This window comes from Shewanella carassii (genome assembly GCF_002777975.1).
Classification (GTDB): domain Bacteria; phylum Pseudomonadota; class Gammaproteobacteria; order Enterobacterales; family Shewanellaceae; genus Shewanella; species Shewanella carassii.
The window spans coordinates 14098-31621 of sequence record NZ_NGVS01000023.1; the positions used below are offsets into that span (position 1 = coordinate 14098).

A 17524-nucleotide genomic window follows, 5' to 3' on the forward strand; every position below is an offset into this window, starting at 1 on the left:
CGAGTGTTTTAAATTAACTAAGGTCACGGAATGGCAAGTCGATCTGATACCAAGACAAGAATTCTCGATGCCGCGGAGAAGCTGTTTGCCGAGCGGGGGTTTTCGGAAACCTCCCTCAGGCTTATCACCAGCAAAGCAGAAGTGAATCTTGCATCTGTAAACTACCATTTTGGTTCCAAAAAAGAGCTCATTCGGGCGGTTTTGGCACGTTATCTGGACGTGTTTATGCCATCGGCGTCAAACGCCATCAATGAGCTTATCGGCCGGGATAAACAGGCGTCGTTGGATGCCATTTTCTCCTCTCTGGTGGGGCCGCTGCTTGAACTTAACAAAGTTCGCAACGAAGGAACCAGTATCTTCCTGCAGCTGCTCGGTCGCGGTTATATCGAAAGCCAGGGGCACTTGCGCTGGTTTATTACCACCCACTATGGCGAGCATCTGGATCAGTTTGTTCAGGCTGTGTCCGGCAGTGCGCCTCACATTCCGCCGGCAGAGATGTTCTGGCGCTTGCACTTCACCCTGGGAACCATAGTCTTCACCATGGCCTCGGCCGATGCGCTCAATGAGATAGCCGAAGCCGACTTTGGTGAACATAATGATATTGAAGCAGTCATCCGCAAGGTGATCCCCTACATGGCCGCCGGTGTGGCTGTGCCGCTGGTTTCTCAAGCAGAATAAAGGTCTGGTTATGAGCATTATCCTCTTAATAATAGTTGCCCTGATAGCGCTGTTCTTTGTGCGTAACATACGTCTGCAGTTTGTGACTCGGCCGGTATTGGCCTTCTTTCGTAAAGTGTTGCCGCCGCTTTCGGATACAGAGCGCGAAGCGATGGAGGCCGGTGATGTGTGGTGGGAAGCCGAGCTGTTTCGCGGGAAACCCAACTGGGAAAGCTTGCATGCTTATGGTAAACCGGCGCTGAGTGCCGATGAGAAAGACTTTATCGACCATCAGGTGATGACGGCGCTAAAAATGATTGATGACTATGACATAGTCAACAATCGCAAGGACTTACCGCCGGAGCTGTGGGAGTACTTCAAGAAAGAAGGCTTCTTCGCGCTGATCATTCCCAAAAAATACGGTGGTCGTGAGTTTTCTGCCTATGCCAACTCCACCATAGTCAGTAAGTTGGCGAGCCGCAGTGTCAGCGCCGCCGTGACTGTGATGGTACCCAACTCACTCGGCCCGGGTGAGTTGCTGACTCATTATGGTACCAAGGAGCAGAAAGAGCATTGGTTGCCGGCCTTGGCCAAAGGTGAAGAGATCCCTTGTTTTGCCCTGACCGGCCCCGAAGCCGGCTCAGATGCCGGAGCCATTCCCGATGAAGGGATAGTCTGCCGCGGTGAGTTCGAAGGCGAGGAAACTCTGGGGCTTAAGCTTAGCTGGAACAAGCGTTACATCACTCTGGCTCCAGTGGCCACTGTGCTGGGGCTGGCATTTCAGATGCGTGACCCAGACGGGCTGTTGGGGGACAAGGTTAACTTGGGGATCACCTGCGCCCTGATCCCAACCGATCATCCCGGCGTGAAAATTGGTCGCCGTCACAATCCGCTCAATATGGCCTTTATGAATGGTACCACTCAAGGGGAAGAGGTGTTTATTCCGCTGGATTGGATCATAGGTGGCCCGCAATACGCCGGTCGCGGCTGGCGTATGCTGGTGGAGTGTCTTTCTGCCGGGCGTGGTATTTCACTGCCGGCGCTGGCGACGGCGTCAGGGCATATGGCGACCAAGACGACAACCGCTTACAGCTATGTGCGTAAACAGTTCGGCATGGCCATAGGTCAGTTTGAAGGGGTTCAGGAAGCGCTGGCAAGGATCATCGCCAACACCTATCAACTGGAAGCGGCCCGCCGTCTGACAACCACAGGCATAGATCTCAAGGTTAAGCCATCTGTGGTTACCGCGATTGCCAAATATCACATGACAGAGCTTGGCCGTCAGGTAATGAACGATGCCATGGATATTCAGTCCGGCAAGGGTATTCAGATGGGGCCCAAAAACTATCTGGCTCATGGCTATATGGCCAACCCTATATCCATCACAGTGGAAGGGGCCAACATCCTGACCCGTAGTTTGATGATCTTCGGTCAGGGCGCGACCCGCTGTCATCCTTATGTGCTGGCCGAGATGGAAGCTGCCGGCATGGAAGACAACAGTGAAGCGCTGGAGCGTTTCGACTCTTTGCTAATGGGCCACATAGGTTATGCGCTGCGTAACGCCTTCGGCTCTTTGGGCAACGCCCTCAGCCGTAGCTATTTTGAGCGCTCACCGGTGAGTGGCGATACCCGCGACTATTACAAGCAGATGGCCCGTCTGTCCAAGGCGCTGGCGCTGGTGACTGACTTGTCGATGCTTATTTTGGGCGGCGATCTCAAGCGCAAGGAGATGATTTCGGCCAGACTCGGTGATGTGCTCAGTCAGCTGTATCTGGGCTCGGCCACATTGAAACTGTTTGAAGACAATGGCCGCCAGTTTGACGATCTACCGATAGTCAAACATGTGATGGATACCCGATTGCAACTGGCGGCCAAGGCGCTTGAGCAGGCGATAGCTAACTTCCCCAATCGTCCGGTTGCTTGGGTCATGCGTGTGCTGGTATTCCCGCTGGGGAACCACTTCAACGGCCCGAAAGACAGCCAGTCCATTGAACTGGTCAAGAGTATGCTTAAACCGGGTCCGGCCCGCGACAGGCTGACCTTCCTCTGTCCTGAATTTGACGGCGACACCAGTGGTATTGCCGAGGTGGAAGCGGCATTCAAGGCTCAATATCAGTGCCGTGAATTGCATAGCAAACTGAGAAAGGCACAAAAAGATGGCCGTTTGCCTGCCAAACTGGCACCGCTATCTCTGTATCAGGTGGCATTGGATGCTGAGGTTATCAGTAAAGCCGAGTATGAGCAGTTGCTTGAGGCCGATAAGCTGCGCTTGGCGGCAATCAATGTCGATGACTTTGAAACTCTGTAATTGAGGTTGATTGGTATCTGAATTTCAGTTTGGTAAGCCTGTCCCGGGCAGGCTTAGCTCTGATGTAAACAAAATCACCAAGCCTGAAACAGCAACGAAAGCAGCAGAAATTAAAAAGGTACGCCTCGGCGTACCTTTTCTGTTTTGTTACCAGCTTAGCGTTATTGGCAAGCCATTAGGCAACGATCAGCACCTTGCAGGTGTTTGTGCCGCCTACGGTTTCCATGGCATCACCCTTGGTCATGAGTACCATGTCACCACTCTCCAGGTATCCCTTGGCCTTGAGGCTTTCAAGGGCTTTTTTCGCCAGTTCATCGGCGGCATAAACGGTGGAGTCAAACTCTACCGGATAGACACCCCGATACAGTGCCATCTTGGCCAAAGTGGGTTGATGACGGGCAAGGGCGAAGATAGGCAGCGCTGAGCTTATCCGTGACATCAACTTGGGCGTTGCGCCGGATTCGGTCAGGGCGATAATCGCCTTAACACCCTGCAAATGGTTGGCGGCATACATGGTAGACAGTGCTATGGTTTCTTCTATGGAGCTGAAGCTTTCATCGAGACGGTGCTTGGATACCCGTACACTGGGATGCGCTTCGGCGCCAAGACAAACTCTGGCCATGGCCTGAACCGTTTCTTCCGGATAATCCCCGGCAGCGGTCTCGGCCGAGAGCATCACTGCGTCTGTACCGTCGAGTACGGCGTTAGCCACGTCCATGACTTCGGCGCGGGTCGGCATAGGGCTGCTGATCATAGACTCCATCATCTGGGTCGCGGTGATCACCACCTTATTGAGTTGACGCGAGCGGCTGATCAGCTTTTTCTGTACGGCAACCAGAGCCGGATCGCCGATTTCTACTCCCAGGTCACCGCGGGCTACCATGACGGCATCGGAGGCGAGGATTACATCGTCCATCGCTTCATCGGAAGCTACGGCTTCGGCGCGCTCTACCTTGGATACTATCAGGGCATTGCTGCCGGCCTTTTGCGCCAGTTCGCGGGCATAGTTAAGATCGGCGCCGCAGCGGGGGAAGGATACCGCAAGGTAGTCCACCTGGATTTGCGCTGCAGTGACAATATCTTGCTTGTCTTTATCTGTCAGCGCTGCGGCAGACAGACCACCACCTTTCTTGTTAATCCCCTTGTTGTTGGACAGTGGACCGGCAACTGTTACGCTGGTATGTACCTTACGGCCTTCAACCTTTTCGACTTTCAGTTGTACCCGGCCATCGTCCAGCATCAGTATATCGCCGACAACTACATCGTCCGGCAGTTCCTTGTAATCGATACCTACTTGAGTTTCGTCGCCTTCGCCTTTACCCAGCTCGGCATCCAGAATGAATGGTTGGCCGAGCTTAAGTTGGACTTTCTTATTGTCCTTGAAGGTGGAAACACGGATTTTCGGACCCTGGAGATCGCCGAGGATGGCAACGTGTACACCAAGCTCTTTCGCAATGCTGCGGGCTTGGCTGGCGCGTTTGAGATGATCTTCGGGGGAACCGTGGGAGAAGTTGAGGCGAACAACGTTGGCACCTGCTGCTATGATACGACGCAGGTTATCATCACGATCTGTGGCAGGGCCCAGCGTGGTAACGATCTTGGTTCTGCGGAACATAATATACTCCGTTTAAGTTTTAAAAAATCTTACGCTATATTAACAGACATCGGCTCGATATGTAGGAAACTTACAGACAAAATGATCTAACTCAAAGTTTTATTTTTGTGAGTTACGGCTAATTTTAGGCGGGGCATTGGCAGTTGCCAAGGTGACAACTGCCCGAGAGTCTCTAGGAAAATAATTAAAGTGGTTCGTTCTTTTCGATGCGGGATTCTTTCAAAACTTCCTTGACCCGCTTGAGACTTTCTCTGAAGCGAGGGCCACGGCGTAGGGTAAACCCGGTCGCCAGTACATCAATAATCACCAACTGAGCTAAACGAGAGGCCATTGGCAGGTACATATCAGTGTCCTCTGGCACTTCCATGGTCACCGGTAGGGTACATTCCTGCGACAGCGGTGAGTGACGCGCAGTAATACCAATTACGGCTGCGCCGTTTTCTCTGGCCAATCTTGCTATATCGATCAACGATTTGGTTCTGCCTGTGTGGGAAATTAGTACTACTACATCGCCTTCATCGCTGTTGATACAGCTCATGCGTTGCATCAATACATCATCGAAACACAGCACCGGAACATTGAAACGGAAGAACTTATTTTGGGCATCGTGTGCCACAGAGGCCGAGGCGCCCAGACCAAAGAAAGAGATTTTCTTCGCTTGGGTCAGTATGTCTACCGCCTTGTTGATGGCCGCGGTATCTATGCTCTGGCGCGCGGTGTCCAAAGATGCCATGGAAGATTCGAAGATCTTGGTAGTGTATGACTCGGGAGTATCATCTTCCTCAACGTGACGACTTACGTAAGGGGTACCATTAGCAAGACTTTGGGCCAGATGTAATTTAAAATCCGGGAACCCTTTGGTATCCAAACGACGACAGAAACGGTTGACTGTAGGCTCGCTGACATCCGCCATTTTGGCCAGAGTTGCTATGCTTGAATGGATAGCGGTTTGGGGGGATGCCAGGATAACTTCGGCTACTTTGCGTTCCGACTTGCTGAAGTGGGGTAGGTTTTTTTGAACCTTTTCGAGGGTGTTCATACACGTACGTCCGCTGGGTTGAAATTATGTAATTTTATTATTTCTTTGAGGCCTGAGCACTACAAAGTAGGGTGCAAACCAATCTTGACATAAGTCCTGTATATACCGGAATGAAAACAGGTTAACTTCCGAGATAAGAAGGTTTTAAGCATGAGAAGCATATCAGATTATTGCCAAACCTGCCTAGCGTTGGCTTGTGGCTTTATTTGCAAATTATAGATGCATTTAACAAACACTGTTGTTATATTACAACAAAAGTGTGGGATTCTTCATCGCATAATGGAACCACCACCGACAAAAGGAGAACATTAAGCAATGGGCAAAACAACATCAGAGGCCAAAGCTTGTGATTTTGTACTCTTTGGTACCAAGGGCGACCTGGCAAGGCGTAAATTGTTACCTTCGCTCTACCAACTAGATAAAGCCGGCCTACTCAACCAGGACACCAAGGTCATAGGTGTTGCCAAAGACGAATTCTCTGCCGAAGATTTTCGCGAACTGGTTAAAACGGCCCTGAGCACCTTTGTTAAAGAACCCCTGTGCGACACCACGCTTTCCCGCTTCCTCGAACGTTGCCATTATGTCGGCACCAATTTTACCGAATCTGAAGGCTACAAAGCCTTCCACCGACTGCTCGAGCCTGCCAAGCGGGTGATGGTCAACTATTTTGCTACGCCTCCGGCCATCTTCGGTGACATCTGTCGTTGCCTGCATGAACAGCAACTGATCCATCCCGATACCCGAGTGGTGCTGGAAAAGCCCATAGGCTCAGATCTGCAGTCTTCCAGAGTCATCAACGACCAGGTTTCTGCTTATTTTGATGAAAGTCAGGTCTATCGTATCGACCATTATCTGGGTAAAGAAACAGTACAGAACCTGATTGCGTTGCGTTTTGCCAATTCACTGTTTGCCTCCAAGTGGGATAACCGCACCATAGATCATGTACAGATCACTGTGGCCGAAGAGGTGGGCATTGAAGGGCGTTGGGGCTATTTCGATAAAGCCGGCCAGATGCGCGACATGATCCAGAACCACTTGCTACAGGTACTGACTCTGATTGCCATGGATCCGCCGGTGAATCTGGATGCTGATAGTATTCGTGATGAAAAGGTGAAGGTGCTCAAGTCGCTGCGGCCGATAAACCAAGATAATGTGTTTGAAAATACAGTGCGTGGCCAGTATTCGGCCGGGTTCCTCAAGGGATCACCGGTTCCCGGTTATCTGGAGGAAGAGGGCGCCAACGTGGACTCCAACACAGAGACCTTTGTAGCCTTGCGGGTCGATATCGACAACTGGCGCTGGGCCGGGGTGCCTTTCTATCTGCGCAGCGGTAAACGTATGCCGTTCAAGAGTTCCGAAATTGTCATCTATTTCAAGAATCCACCCCATAACCTGTATCGCTCCAGCCATCGCAATCTGCCGCCCAATAAGCTGACCATTCGTCTGCAACCTCATGAAGGGGTGGAGATCCAGATGATGAATAAGGTGCCCGGGCTTGAGCAGAAACAGCGCTTGCAAACCACCAAGCTGGATTTGAGCTTCTCCGACACCTTCAAGAACGAACGTATCGCCGACGCTTATGAACGTTTGTTGCTCGAAGCCATGCTGGGTAATCAGGCATTATTTGTGCGCCGCGACGAAGTGGAGCAGGCTTGGACTTGGGTCGATGGCATTATTCAATCCTGGGAGATGAGCAACGAAAAACCCAAACCTTATCCTGCCGGTACCTGGGGGCCAGTGGCCTCAGTGGCCTTGATCACTAAAGACGGCCGCTCCTGGGATGAATAAGGAGACAGCATGATTAGAGAAACTGTATTCAAATCGTTCGACAACCCAACTGCGCTAGAGAGCCAGTTGGCCGAGCGTATTGCCAGCGCGCTGCAAAACGCGATAGATAGCCGCGGCAAGGCCAGCCTGGTGGTTTCCGGTGGTTCGACGCCGCTGAAACTGTTTGCTGAGCTCAGTCATAAAATGATCGACTGGAGCGATGTTTATATCACGCTCGCCGATGAGCGCTGGGTGGATGCCGAAGACCAGGACTCCAACGAGCGCCTAGTGCGCGGGCATTTACTGCAAAATCGCGCCGCCAGCGCCAAGTTCCGTGGCCTGAAGAATATGTTTGCCACTCCGGAAGCGGGCTTGAGTATGGCCACAGAACAGTTGGCCAACTTCCCGCGGCCTTTCGATGTGGTCGTGTTGGGCATGGGTAATGATGGCCACACCTGTTCCTGGTTCCCCTGCGCCCCCGAAGAACAACTGACCGAGGCGCTGGAAACCGATGCGCTGCTGTGCGCCGTGCATCCGGGCAATGCGCCTCACGCTAGGATCAGCCTGAGCCGCCAAGCCGTGCTCGGCAGCCGCCAGATCTATCTGCATCTGGTTGGCGAAACCAAACTTTCCGTATATCACCAAGCTCTCGAGAGTGACGATCCCAGGGAAATGCCGATCCGCGCCGTATTGGCGCAGCATAAGACCCCGGTCGATGTGTTCTGGAGCGCTTAAGGAGGCAAGATGCACCCAAGAGTTCAAGCCGTAACAGACAGGATTATTGCCCGTAGCCAAGATCACAGGGGCAAGTACCTGGCGGCATTGGCCGAAGCCAGGGCCAAGGGCGTGCACCGCAGCAGTTTGAGCTGCGGCAATCTGGCCCATGGGTTTGCCGCTTGTCAGCCGGCCGATAAAGACAGCCTGCGCCAGCTGACCAAGGCCAACATAGGCATAGTGACTGCATTCAATGACATGCTGTCGGCGCACCAACCTTACGAACACTATCCTGAATTATTGAAGCAGGCCTGCAATGAGGTGGGCAGCGTTGCCCAAGTGGCAGCTGGCGTGCCGGCCATGTGTGACGGCGTCACCCAGGGCCAACCCGGGATGGAGCTCAGCCTGCTGAGTCGTGAAGTGATTGCCATGGCTACCGCCGTTGGCCTGTCCCACAATATGTTTGATGGTGCCTTGTTGCTGGGGATTTGTGACAAGATAGTCCCCGGGTTACTGATCGGCGCCCTGAGCTTTGGTCATCTGCCTATGCTGTTTGTGCCGGCGGGACCGATGAAGTCCGGGATCCCCAACAAGGAAAAGGCTCATATTCGCCAGCAGTTTGCCGAAGGTAAGGTCGATAGAGCCGCCTTGCTCGAAGCCGAATCCAAGTCTTACCACAGCGCGGGTACCTGTACCTTTTACGGTACGGCCAACAGCAACCAGCTGATGCTGGAAGTCATGGGGCTGCAGCTACCCGGCTCCTCATTTGTTAATCCAGACGATCCTTTGCGTGAGGCGCTCAATAAGGCGGCAGCCAAACAGGTGTGCCGTCTGACCGAACTTGGCAACCAATATAGCCCCATAGGCGAGCTGGTTTGTGAAAAGTCGATAGTCAACGGCATAGTGGCTCTGCTGGCCACCGGTGGCTCGACCAATCTCACCATGCACATAGTGGCGGCCGCTCGTGCGGCCGGCATCATAGTCAACTGGGACGATTTCTCCGAGCTGTCAGATGTGGTTCCGCTGCTAGCCAGGGTTTATCCCAACGGTCATGCCGACATTAACCATTTCCATGCCGCCGGTGGGATGGCTTATCTGGTGCGGCAGTTGCTGGATGCCGGTTTACTGCATCAAGACGTCAACACAGTAGCCGGCTTTGGTCTTGAGCGTTACACCAAAGAGCCCAAGCTGCTCAATGGTGAGCTCAACTGGGTGGATGGCCCGACAGAAAGTCTGGACAGCGAAGTGCTGACTTCAGTGGCCAAACCTTTCCAGAGTAATGGCGGCCTTAAACTGCTCAAGGGCAACCTGGGCCGGGCGGTTATTAAGGTTTCTGCGGTGCAGGAGCAACACCGAGTGGTGGAAGCACCTGCTGTGGTTATTGATGATCAGAATCAGCTCAATGAGCTCTTTACCAGTGGTCAACTGGATAAGGACTGCGTGGTGGTGGTCAAGGGGCAGGGGCCCAAAGCCAACGGCATGCCCGAACTGCATAAGCTGACCCCTATTCTCGGAACCTTGCAGGATAGAGGTTTTAAAGTTGCTCTGGTGACCGATGGCCGTATGTCAGGAGCCTCAGGTAAGGTGCCTGCAGCTATCCATCTGACGCCGGAAGCGCTCGATGGTGGTCTGATCGCCAAGGTACGTAATGGCGATATAGTGCGGGTCGATGCCGAAAAAGGTGAACTCAGCCTGCTAGTAGATGAACCGCAACTGGCCGCAAGAAGTGCCGATAAAGTGGAATTGAGAAGTGTGCGTTACGGCATGGGCCGTGAGCTGTTCAGTGCGCTGCGGGCTAATCTCAGCAGTCCTGAAACCGGTGCTCGTAGTACCAGTGCCATAGATGACTATTACTAATCATTAAGGAATAAAGTACATGCTTGAGAGTAACTGGTCCTTGCAACCCCAGGACGTATTTAAACTGAGCCCGATCATTCCGGTAATGGTTATCAACAAGATTGAACATGCGGTGCCCCTGGCCAAGGCCTTGGTTGCCGGTGGCATTCGGGTACTGGAAGTGACACTGCGTACCGATTGTGCCCTTGAGGCCATAGGGCGGATTGCGGCCGAAGTGCCGGAAGCCCTGGTCGGTGCCGGTACCATACTGAATGAAGCGCAATTGGCGCAGGCGGCAGAGGCCGGTGCTCAATTTGCCATCACTCCGGGGGCGACGGTGGAACTGCTCAAGGCGGGTAAAGCCGGTAAGATCCCACTTATTCCGGGGGTGGCCAGTATCTCCGAAGTCATGGTGGGACTGGGACTGGGCTATACCCACTTCAAGTTCTTCCCGGCTGAGGCTTCTGGTGGGGTCAATGCGCTCAAAGCCTTCGGCGGCCCGCTGGCCGATGTCCGTTTCTGCCCAACTGGCGGGATCACTCCGAGCAGCTATAAAGACTACCTGGCGCTGGGGAATGTCGATTGTATCGGTGGTAGTTGGATAGCTCCGGTAGAAGCGATGGAGCAGGGTGACTGGGACAGGATCACCCGCTTGTGTCAAGAAGCCATTGCGGCGTTGTGAGCATTTAACCAGAATGAATAAGGCTACTTAAGGTAGCCTTTTTTTTAGCTTAATGGTATTTATAAGCAGTAAAACCAATGATTTTTTAGTCCTTTAGGCTGGCTTGCACGCCTCTGTACTTTAGGGTAGCTTGAATTTGAGGTGAACGTGATTGATTGGCCTTGGCCTGTCATATAACTGCCACTAGCAAGTTTGAACAAACGGTATGACTCAGGGAGGAGCCTTTGTGAGATTCGAGCGTATCATCAGGCATTACAACGCCTGTCAATGTCCGGCATGTTCGTATCAGAGCGCAAATGGTCATATCGCTGAGGCCAGGATCGATTTTGGTTTTATTGCCAACTGGCTAACAATACCACTCGGGCTTGGTACCATGGTTTTGTTTGGATTGCAGCCCCTGCCTATAAAAATGTCTTGTCCTGCCTGTGGAAATACATTTTTCGCCAGCGGTTTTCGTCACTAATTTTTCAGGAACCGATAAAAGGAGTTTTGTCATGTGTGGCTCAGCAGTAATTCCTTCCTCTGCTCTTCCAATAAAAAACAGCAAGTTAAGAGAGTTATCTTCCAAGTTCAAATATCTGCTGGTTTTAGTTTGTGCCTGGCTCCTTGGCGGTTGTGGCCAGCCCTTGCCGCTAGATAAGGCCGAGTATGCCGGTGAGTGGCAGAGTGCTGACATGTATCTGCTTATTCAACATGATGGCACAGTAGAGTATCAGCGCTATGATGGCAACAGCCGCACCTCTATCAGTGGTGGGATCCAGAAGTTTGACGGTAACGACTTCGAAGTGGGAATAGGTTTTATCTCCAGTCGTTTCGAGGTCTCGGTTCCCCCTCATCAAGTCGGAAATGAATGGCAGATGGTGGTCGATGGAGTTAGATTGACTCGTATATCCGATATGCAGTTTTATTGAGGCCATCTCTATAAGAGATGAAAAAGGCGCCTAGGGCGCCTTTTTCATGTCAGTCTTTGTCTTGATGTTTTTCATCAGCTGGGGAGTTTGGGGTTTTATCCCTGTCACCCTGTGGCTTTATCTGTTTGTCTTTACTGTGCTGGCCAAATTGCGGCATTTTGAACTTGGCACTGTACTTGAGTATCGCCAGGTTACTGGCAATAACACCTATCACCAAAATGATGATCAACCAGACTTCCAAAGATGACATTTCCATCTATTGCTACCTGCTTCAGTCTACGGCTAAGCGCTGTTCACAGCGGCGGATATCTTCAGGTGTATCTACCTCTGGCGAGTCAAATGCGCTGATGGCGACCTTGATCTTGTGACCATATTCCAGGGCCCGCAGTTGCTCTAGTTTTTCCAGATCTTCCAGTCTGCCCAAAGGCAGCTTGGCAAAGGTCTCGACGAAACGGCGGGTGTAAGCATAAACTCCTAAATGTTTATAGACAGGGTAGTCGTTGACATCACGGCCGAATGGGATCCGGGCGCGAGAGAAGTAGAGGGCGTAGAAGTCGTTGTCAAACACCATCTTCACATGCTTGGGATCGTCCAGCTCTTCCTCTTCGGTGATTTGGTAGCCGAGAGTGGCCATTTCAAACTCACCGGGATGACGCTGGAACAGACTGATGATCTGCTCTAAGGAGATGGGATCGATCAGGGGTTGATCCCCTTGCAGATTGATCACCAGATCGTCATCCGCCAATCCCAATTGGGTGATGGCATCGTTAATCCTGTCAGTGCCGGAGGCCGCTTCGGCACCGGTCATCACAACATTGCCGCCAAAGGCTTCTACGGCATCCTTGATGCGAACATCATCGGTTGCCACATAGATGTTATCTAACCCCTTGGCCAGTCCGGCGCGCTCATAAACGTGCTGGATCATGGGTTTACCGTTAATCGGTGCCAGAGGTTTGCCGGGAAAACGGCTGGAACCATAGCGTGCAGGGATCAACAGGGTGACTTTCATTCAATTTTCCTAGTATTCAAGAAGAAAGGGCTCATAAAGAGCCCTAATCATAGCAGTCCTGTGCCGGCTTAGATACGGCGGAACAGCTTGGTCAGCATTTCATCGGTGACTTTTTCCTGCCAGCAGTCACCATAGACGTTGGCCCACAGAGGCCCCATGCTCTTGGTGACTTTAACCATGGCGGCAATGGTTTCGTCCGGCAAGTCTTTACAGATGTTCTTCGGCAACTGGATGTTGTGTTTCTTCATCATGGCACGGAACTCTTCAACCCCTTCAGGGTAGTACTCTTCCAACACGTCGAAGGCGATACAGTTACCAATACCGTGGTGATAACCCAGGATATAAGACAGACCGTAAGAAACCGCGTGACAGGCACCTACCTGGCTATAGGCGATGCTCATACCGCCCATGAAGGAGGCCATCATCAGCTTGTCGTCTTTCTCTGGGTGATCGCCCAGGAAGACTTCACGGCACATATCCAAAGATTTCTCGGCATAGGCACGGGAGAACTCATTCAGGAAGGTACCTTGCAGAGACTCTACACAGTGGATGTAGCAGTCCATACCTGTGTAGAACCACTGATCTGTAGGTACACCGGCAATCAGCTCAGAGTCCATGATGATCTGATCGAATACTGTATAGTCAGAGTTCAGACCCAGTTTACGCTCAGGGCCACACAGCACCGCAGTGCGTGACGCTTCGGCACCTGTACCGGAAATGGTAGGGATACCGATATGGTGAATGGCAGGATTCTGGATCAGATCCCAGCCCTGATACTTGGCAGAACCGCCTGGGTTGGTCAGCATCAGAGAAACGGCCTTGGCCAGATCCATGGTGGCGCCGCCACCGAGACCGACTACGCTCACAGGCAGCTTACTGTTGAATGCCTGAACCTGCTCGGTAAGGCTGTCAACCTGCTCTGTGGTTGGCTCTTCATCGACATTGACCCATAGCACCAGATCTTGTTCTTTCAACGGCAGACGGCCTTCAAGTGGCTTACCCTTGTGAACGTCATCCACGACGAAAACCACGAAGTCGTTGGCTTCTTTGCGCTCGGCGGCCAGAACTTCGTCCAGTTGGACGAAAGAACCGCGACCAAAGATCATTTTGGGGACGACTTTAAAATTCTTGAAACTCATAGCAACCAGCTCCCTTTAGGTTATTGGGCAAATGCTTTCTTGATGTTGGCAATGCGCTCGGCAATCTGTTCTTCAGTCCAGGACAGCTTGATCAGCATGGAAATGGTCCGGCTCATGATAGCGTCAGATTTGGGCACAGAAACCGCAGTATAGTCCGGGCGATCTTCGATTAATGTGATCGGCAGGGCAGCAGGGCTCTTGAGCTGCTGAATGTGATGCCAGTTCTTCAGGTAGTGCCAGTTGTTGACATACCAGTAGAAGCAACCATCGACACCGTTGGCGGCCAGCGCCTTGCTGACTTCCTGAGTACGTTGCTCGGTTGGCAGCATAAAGCTGAGGAAACCGGCGCTGTCGCCTTCAGGATCGGGAATTTCGCGGAAAGTAACTTCTTCAATATCCGCCATGGCGTCTTTGATAAGCTTTTTGTTGCGACGCTGGATCTCCACTATGGTGTCCAGTTTGCGCAGCTGAGCCAGGCCTAGGGCGGCGTTCATTTCGCTGATACGGAAGTTGAGACCCATGATAGGGTGAGACTCGGCGCCGCGGTCATTACCTATATGATCATGGCCGTGGTCAGAGAACATGTGGGCGTGGTTGTAGATGGTTTCATTATTGGTGATTACAGCGCCACCTTCACCACAAGTGATGGTTTTAACCGAGTCGAAAGAGAAACAACCTACATCGCCTATGGTACCCAGTGCCTGACCTTTGTAGCTGCCGCCAATAGCCTGACAGGCATCTTCCAGCAGTACCAGATTGTGCTTTTCACAGATGGCTTTGATTTCATCCATCTTGGCCATGGAACCGCACATGTGTACCAGGTTTACCGCCTTGGTACGTGGGGTAATGGCGGCCTCAATTCCTTCAGGGGACAGACACAGCGTCTCATCGATTTCGGCAAATACCGGAATGGCACCGGCCATGAATACTGCCTCAACAGAAGCGACAAAGGTGAAAGGAGGAACAATCACTTCATCCCCGGCACCGATACCGGCGGCGGCCAGTGCGGTTTGCAGGGCGGCAGTGCCGCTGGAGAGCAGGTGAGCATGCTTGACATTCATCTTGTCACATAAGAGCTGCTCCATATCGCGGGTTTTCCAGCGATCATTACGCATGGCATCAAAGTTGTAACGGAAGGTGAATCCGTTCTCCATGACGTCTGCTACTTCCTGTTTTTCTTCAGGACCAAACAATTCAAAACCGGGCATGGAAGGTGTCTCCTTAGATAGTATTGTGCTCTGGGAGGGTCACGCCAGAAAAGGCCTTATGCCATAAGGCTGTTACGCGAAGTGCGCCGGGTGACCGGATGACTGAGCACCCGTGTTAACTGCAGAATTATAACGGGGTGGCCAACATACTGCGATGCTTTCTTTCGGAAAAAATCCAACTGGGTAAAATTTCACCGATAAAGCAAGGGGCGCAGCTGCGCCCCTTATCCGCTTGGATCACTCCATCCTTTGATGGCCGCCATCCACTGTGACATCAAGATCGGTCAAAAGCCCATTGTCGATTCCGTAGATCCAGCCGTGTATCGACAGGTTTTGCCCCTTGGCCCAGGCTTCCTGGACTATGTTGCTGCTGGTGACATTGGCGACCTGTTCAATTACATTGAGCTCACAAAGGCGATCAAACCGTTGTTTTTCATTGAGGGCTTCCAGTTCTTGGTGGTGCAGGCGGTAGATATCCCTGAGATGCCCCAGCCAGTTGTCGATAAGCCCGAGTCTGTCGGTACCCATGGCGGCCTTGACGCCGCCGCAGCCGTAATGGCCCACTACCATGATGTGTTTCACCTTGAGGACATCGACCGCGTATTGCAAGACTGACAAACAGTTGAGATCTGTGTGGATCACCATGTTGGCGATATTGCGATGTACAAATACTTCTCCTGGCATCAGATCTATGATCTGGTTGGAGGGAACCCGGCTGTCGGAACAACCTATCCAGAGATATTCGGGGTTTTGCTGTTTGGCCAACTGCTCAAAAAACTCTGGGTTTTCAGTGCTTATTCTGGCTGCCCAGCGGCGGTTGTTTTCAAAAAGCGGTTTCAGTATTTTCATTCAGGCTCACAAAATAGCTTATGGGAACACAGTGGTCCGATTTATTTTCGGCAGTGTATCAGAAAATAAAGCCGCGCTGGTCTATCCATCGCGGCCGGATTTTAGTGATGTTTTTCAAGAAAAGTCAGCAGGGCTTGGTTGATAAAATCGCCCTGTTCCAACACAGAAATATGGCCGGCTGCCGGTATCTGCACCATCTCGGCGCCGTCTATGGCATCGACCATCAAAAAGGATTCCAGCACAGTGCGTGCCGTATCTTCTACACCTGACATGATTAAACAGGGCAGAGTCAAGTTATCGGCATCTTCCATGGCGTCGCGGCGATTAAAAATCAGTTTGCCCATGGCGACGGTATCAGGGATCCGCTCTGGTGAAATACTTTGCAGGGCGCTGGCGAAATCACTCAGCAGTTGCGGCCGTAAACTTGCTGTGGTCACGGCAAAAAACATCGGCGCTATCTGCTCGGCCATGGGCGCAGGAATTTGCCCCAATTGGCTGATGCCATCCAACATGGCCATATATTTGTTGCGGGTAACTTCGGGCTCAAAGCCGAGGAAGCTGCCCATCATCACCAACGCCTTGACTCTAGAAGGCGCCTTCAGAACCAGCTCGGCCCCCCACATGGCACCGACCGACAAGCCGATGACAGTGAATTCATCGATACTGAGTTTATCCATCAAGGTCAACATATCGGCGGCGATATCCGCCAGGCTCTCGGTATGCGCGGGAATCGCGCCTGACTGCCCATGGCCCCAGAGATCCGGCACTATGCAGCGGTAGTGTTTCGCCAGTACAGGCAGTTGCTGTTGCCACATGGTGGCGTCCCAAAGGTAGCTGTGGCCGAGCAGCAGCACAGGGCCCTGGCCCATATCCAGATAGCTGAGGGTTTCGCCCCTGAGTTCGATTTGCTGTCGATATTGATTGAAGTCAGTCATTGTTGAAAGGTATCCCGGATTTATTGTTTGGGACACAGGATACCTCAAGTTTGCCGACTTAGGATCTGAGCGCGAAATCGCATGATGTTTATTTAAACTTGCTTTTTCAAACGTACTTCAAAGGTACTCATTTGAAACCATCCGGATAGGGGGCAATGCGCCTGACATAAGTCTCGACGAGGTCCGGTAAACGCCTAAGCAAACTTTGCTTGAGTGTTATATCACTGTGGTCGAGTATTTGCCGCAGACGCTCGCTATCAAACTGCTCGAGAAACCCTTTGGCCTTTGGCAGGAAACTCAAGTGCCAGCGCTCCGGGCTGACGCCACTGAGGCCAGCCTGAAAAGGGCGGTAGAAGCCAAAATCCGGGGCGCGCTCGTCAAGCCACAGGTCCAATTTATAGCAAGGGCCCAGGGGTTGATACTCGGCGTTAACCAACTTGAGTTCATGCTTGCTGATTTGGGCGCTGTCGAAGAGATCCACGTCCGTCCCCCAGTGGTGGCGAGAGGCGCCAGGCAGCGCCGACCAAAGCAAAATAAGCGCCACTAACTCATCATCACTGAGCGCGCCGATGTCACTGACGGAACGTGAGTCTTTATCCAGTAGAGGGCGCTTCCCTGAGGCTTTGGCATTCCAAATCGTGAGTTGACGCTCAAAGCTGCGATAACCAGAGCAGATGGCCAGGGCGATGCCATCTTGCTTGGCGGCGGCCTGCATCTCAAGAAAGGCCGCCGCCGTCTCGGCTTCCAGCCAAACTTCAGCGCCTGACCCGCTTTCACTGCCGCTTAGACTAACCAGTGTCCTTCCCGGCTCTGCTTCAGTCTCCAGGCCGTAGAGAAAATCGCCCCTTGCCATCA

The 17524-nt window shown here is 52.3% G+C and carries 16 protein-coding genes; 7 read left to right on the forward strand and 9 right to left on the reverse strand.

Translation table 11 applies throughout. The annotated features are described in order from the left end of the window. Positions 1–30 precede the first annotated feature (30 nt). The gene (psrA, locus tag CBE72_RS11015; protein WP_025010244.1) at positions 31–678 is read left to right on the forward strand and encodes a TetR family transcriptional repressor PsrA; all 648 of its coding nucleotides are present in this window, start codon (positions 31–33) and stop codon (positions 676–678) included. A 10-nt stretch (positions 679–688) separates the two neighbouring features. After that, positions 689–2965, forward strand: a complete 2277-nt coding sequence (locus CBE72_RS11020; protein ID WP_100143874.1) for an acyl-CoA dehydrogenase — start codon at positions 689–691, stop codon at positions 2963–2965. A 175-nt stretch (positions 2966–3140) separates the two neighbouring features. Here the strand turns inward: CBE72_RS11020 and pyk are convergent, their stop codons facing one another. Continuing rightward, positions 3141–4580 carry a pyruvate kinase gene (pyk, locus tag CBE72_RS11025; protein WP_100143562.1) on the reverse strand — a complete coding sequence of 480 codons (1440 nt, stop codon included), beginning with the start codon at positions 4578–4580 and terminating at the stop codon, positions 3141–3143. A 184-nt stretch (positions 4581–4764) separates the two neighbouring features. Next, positions 4765–5619, reverse strand: coding sequence for a MurR/RpiR family transcriptional regulator (locus CBE72_RS11030; RefSeq protein WP_100143563.1), 855 nt, complete (start codon positions 5617–5619; stop codon positions 4765–4767). A 315-nt stretch (positions 5620–5934) separates the two neighbouring features. On the opposite strand from CBE72_RS11030, the gene zwf reads away from it, so the two are divergent. From zwf to CBE72_RS11055, 5 genes are all read left to right on the forward strand, one after another. Continuing rightward, a complete protein-coding gene (gene zwf / locus CBE72_RS11035; protein WP_100143564.1) occupies positions 5935–7407 on the forward strand; it encodes a glucose-6-phosphate dehydrogenase in 1473 nt (490 codons plus the stop codon). Between the two features lie 9 nt (positions 7408–7416). Next, positions 7417–8121, forward strand: a complete 705-nt coding sequence (gene pgl / locus CBE72_RS11040) for a 6-phosphogluconolactonase (protein WP_100143565.1) — start codon at positions 7417–7419, stop codon at positions 8119–8121. Positions 8122–8130: 9 nt separating this feature from the next. Next, on the forward strand, positions 8131–9957 hold the full coding sequence (gene edd / locus CBE72_RS11045; RefSeq protein WP_100143566.1) for a phosphogluconate dehydratase: 1827 nt from the start codon (positions 8131–8133) through the stop codon (positions 9955–9957). Between the two features lie 19 nt (positions 9958–9976). Next, positions 9977–10618: a bifunctional 4-hydroxy-2-oxoglutarate aldolase/2-dehydro-3-deoxy-phosphogluconate aldolase gene (locus CBE72_RS11050; protein ID WP_100143567.1), complete on the forward strand. Its 642-nt coding sequence runs from the start codon at positions 9977–9979 to the stop codon at positions 10616–10618. A gap of 626 nt (positions 10619–11244) precedes the next feature. After that, positions 11245–11529 carry a hypothetical protein gene (locus tag CBE72_RS11055; RefSeq protein ID WP_229671790.1) on the forward strand — a complete coding sequence of 95 codons (285 nt, stop codon included), beginning with the start codon at positions 11245–11247 and terminating at the stop codon, positions 11527–11529. 49 nt (positions 11530–11578) lie between these two features. Here CBE72_RS11055 and CBE72_RS11060 read toward each other — a convergent pair whose 3' ends face one another. The 7 genes from CBE72_RS11060 to CBE72_RS11090 form a co-directional block, all read right to left on the reverse strand. Continuing rightward, the gene (locus CBE72_RS11060) at positions 11579–11779 is read right to left on the reverse strand and encodes a DUF2897 family protein (protein WP_100143878.1); all 201 of its coding nucleotides are present in this window, start codon (positions 11777–11779) and stop codon (positions 11579–11581) included. A gap of 21 nt (positions 11780–11800) precedes the next feature. Then, positions 11801–12538, reverse strand: coding sequence for an 8-amino-3,8-dideoxy-manno-octulosonate cytidylyltransferase KdsB (gene kdsB, locus CBE72_RS11065; protein ID WP_100143568.1), 738 nt, complete (start codon positions 12536–12538; stop codon positions 11801–11803). Between the two features lie 68 nt (positions 12539–12606). Then, positions 12607–13677 (reverse strand): 3-deoxy-alpha-D-manno-octulosonate 8-oxidase KdnB, encoded by a 1071-nt coding sequence (gene kdnB / locus CBE72_RS11070; protein ID WP_100143569.1) that lies wholly within the window; start codon positions 13675–13677, stop codon positions 12607–12609. Between the two features lie 20 nt (positions 13678–13697). After that, positions 13698–14885, reverse strand: a complete 1188-nt coding sequence (kdnA, locus tag CBE72_RS11075) for an 8-amino-3,8-dideoxy-alpha-D-manno-octulosonate transaminase KdnA (protein ID WP_100143570.1) — start codon at positions 14883–14885, stop codon at positions 13698–13700. 237 nt (positions 14886–15122) lie between these two features. After that, complete coding sequence (gene can, locus CBE72_RS11080; RefSeq protein WP_100143571.1) at positions 15123–15734, reverse strand: carbonate dehydratase; 612 nt, start codon at positions 15732–15734, stop codon at positions 15123–15125. Between the two features lie 101 nt (positions 15735–15835). Further along, a complete protein-coding gene (locus CBE72_RS11085) occupies positions 15836–16669 on the reverse strand; it encodes an alpha/beta fold hydrolase (RefSeq protein WP_100143572.1) in 834 nt (277 codons plus the stop codon). 127 nt (positions 16670–16796) lie between these two features. Continuing rightward, entirely contained in the window at positions 16797–17522 is a 726-nt protein-coding gene (locus CBE72_RS11090) for a M15 family metallopeptidase (protein WP_100143573.1), read from the reverse strand. Between the last annotated feature and the right edge of the window lie 2 nt (positions 17523–17524).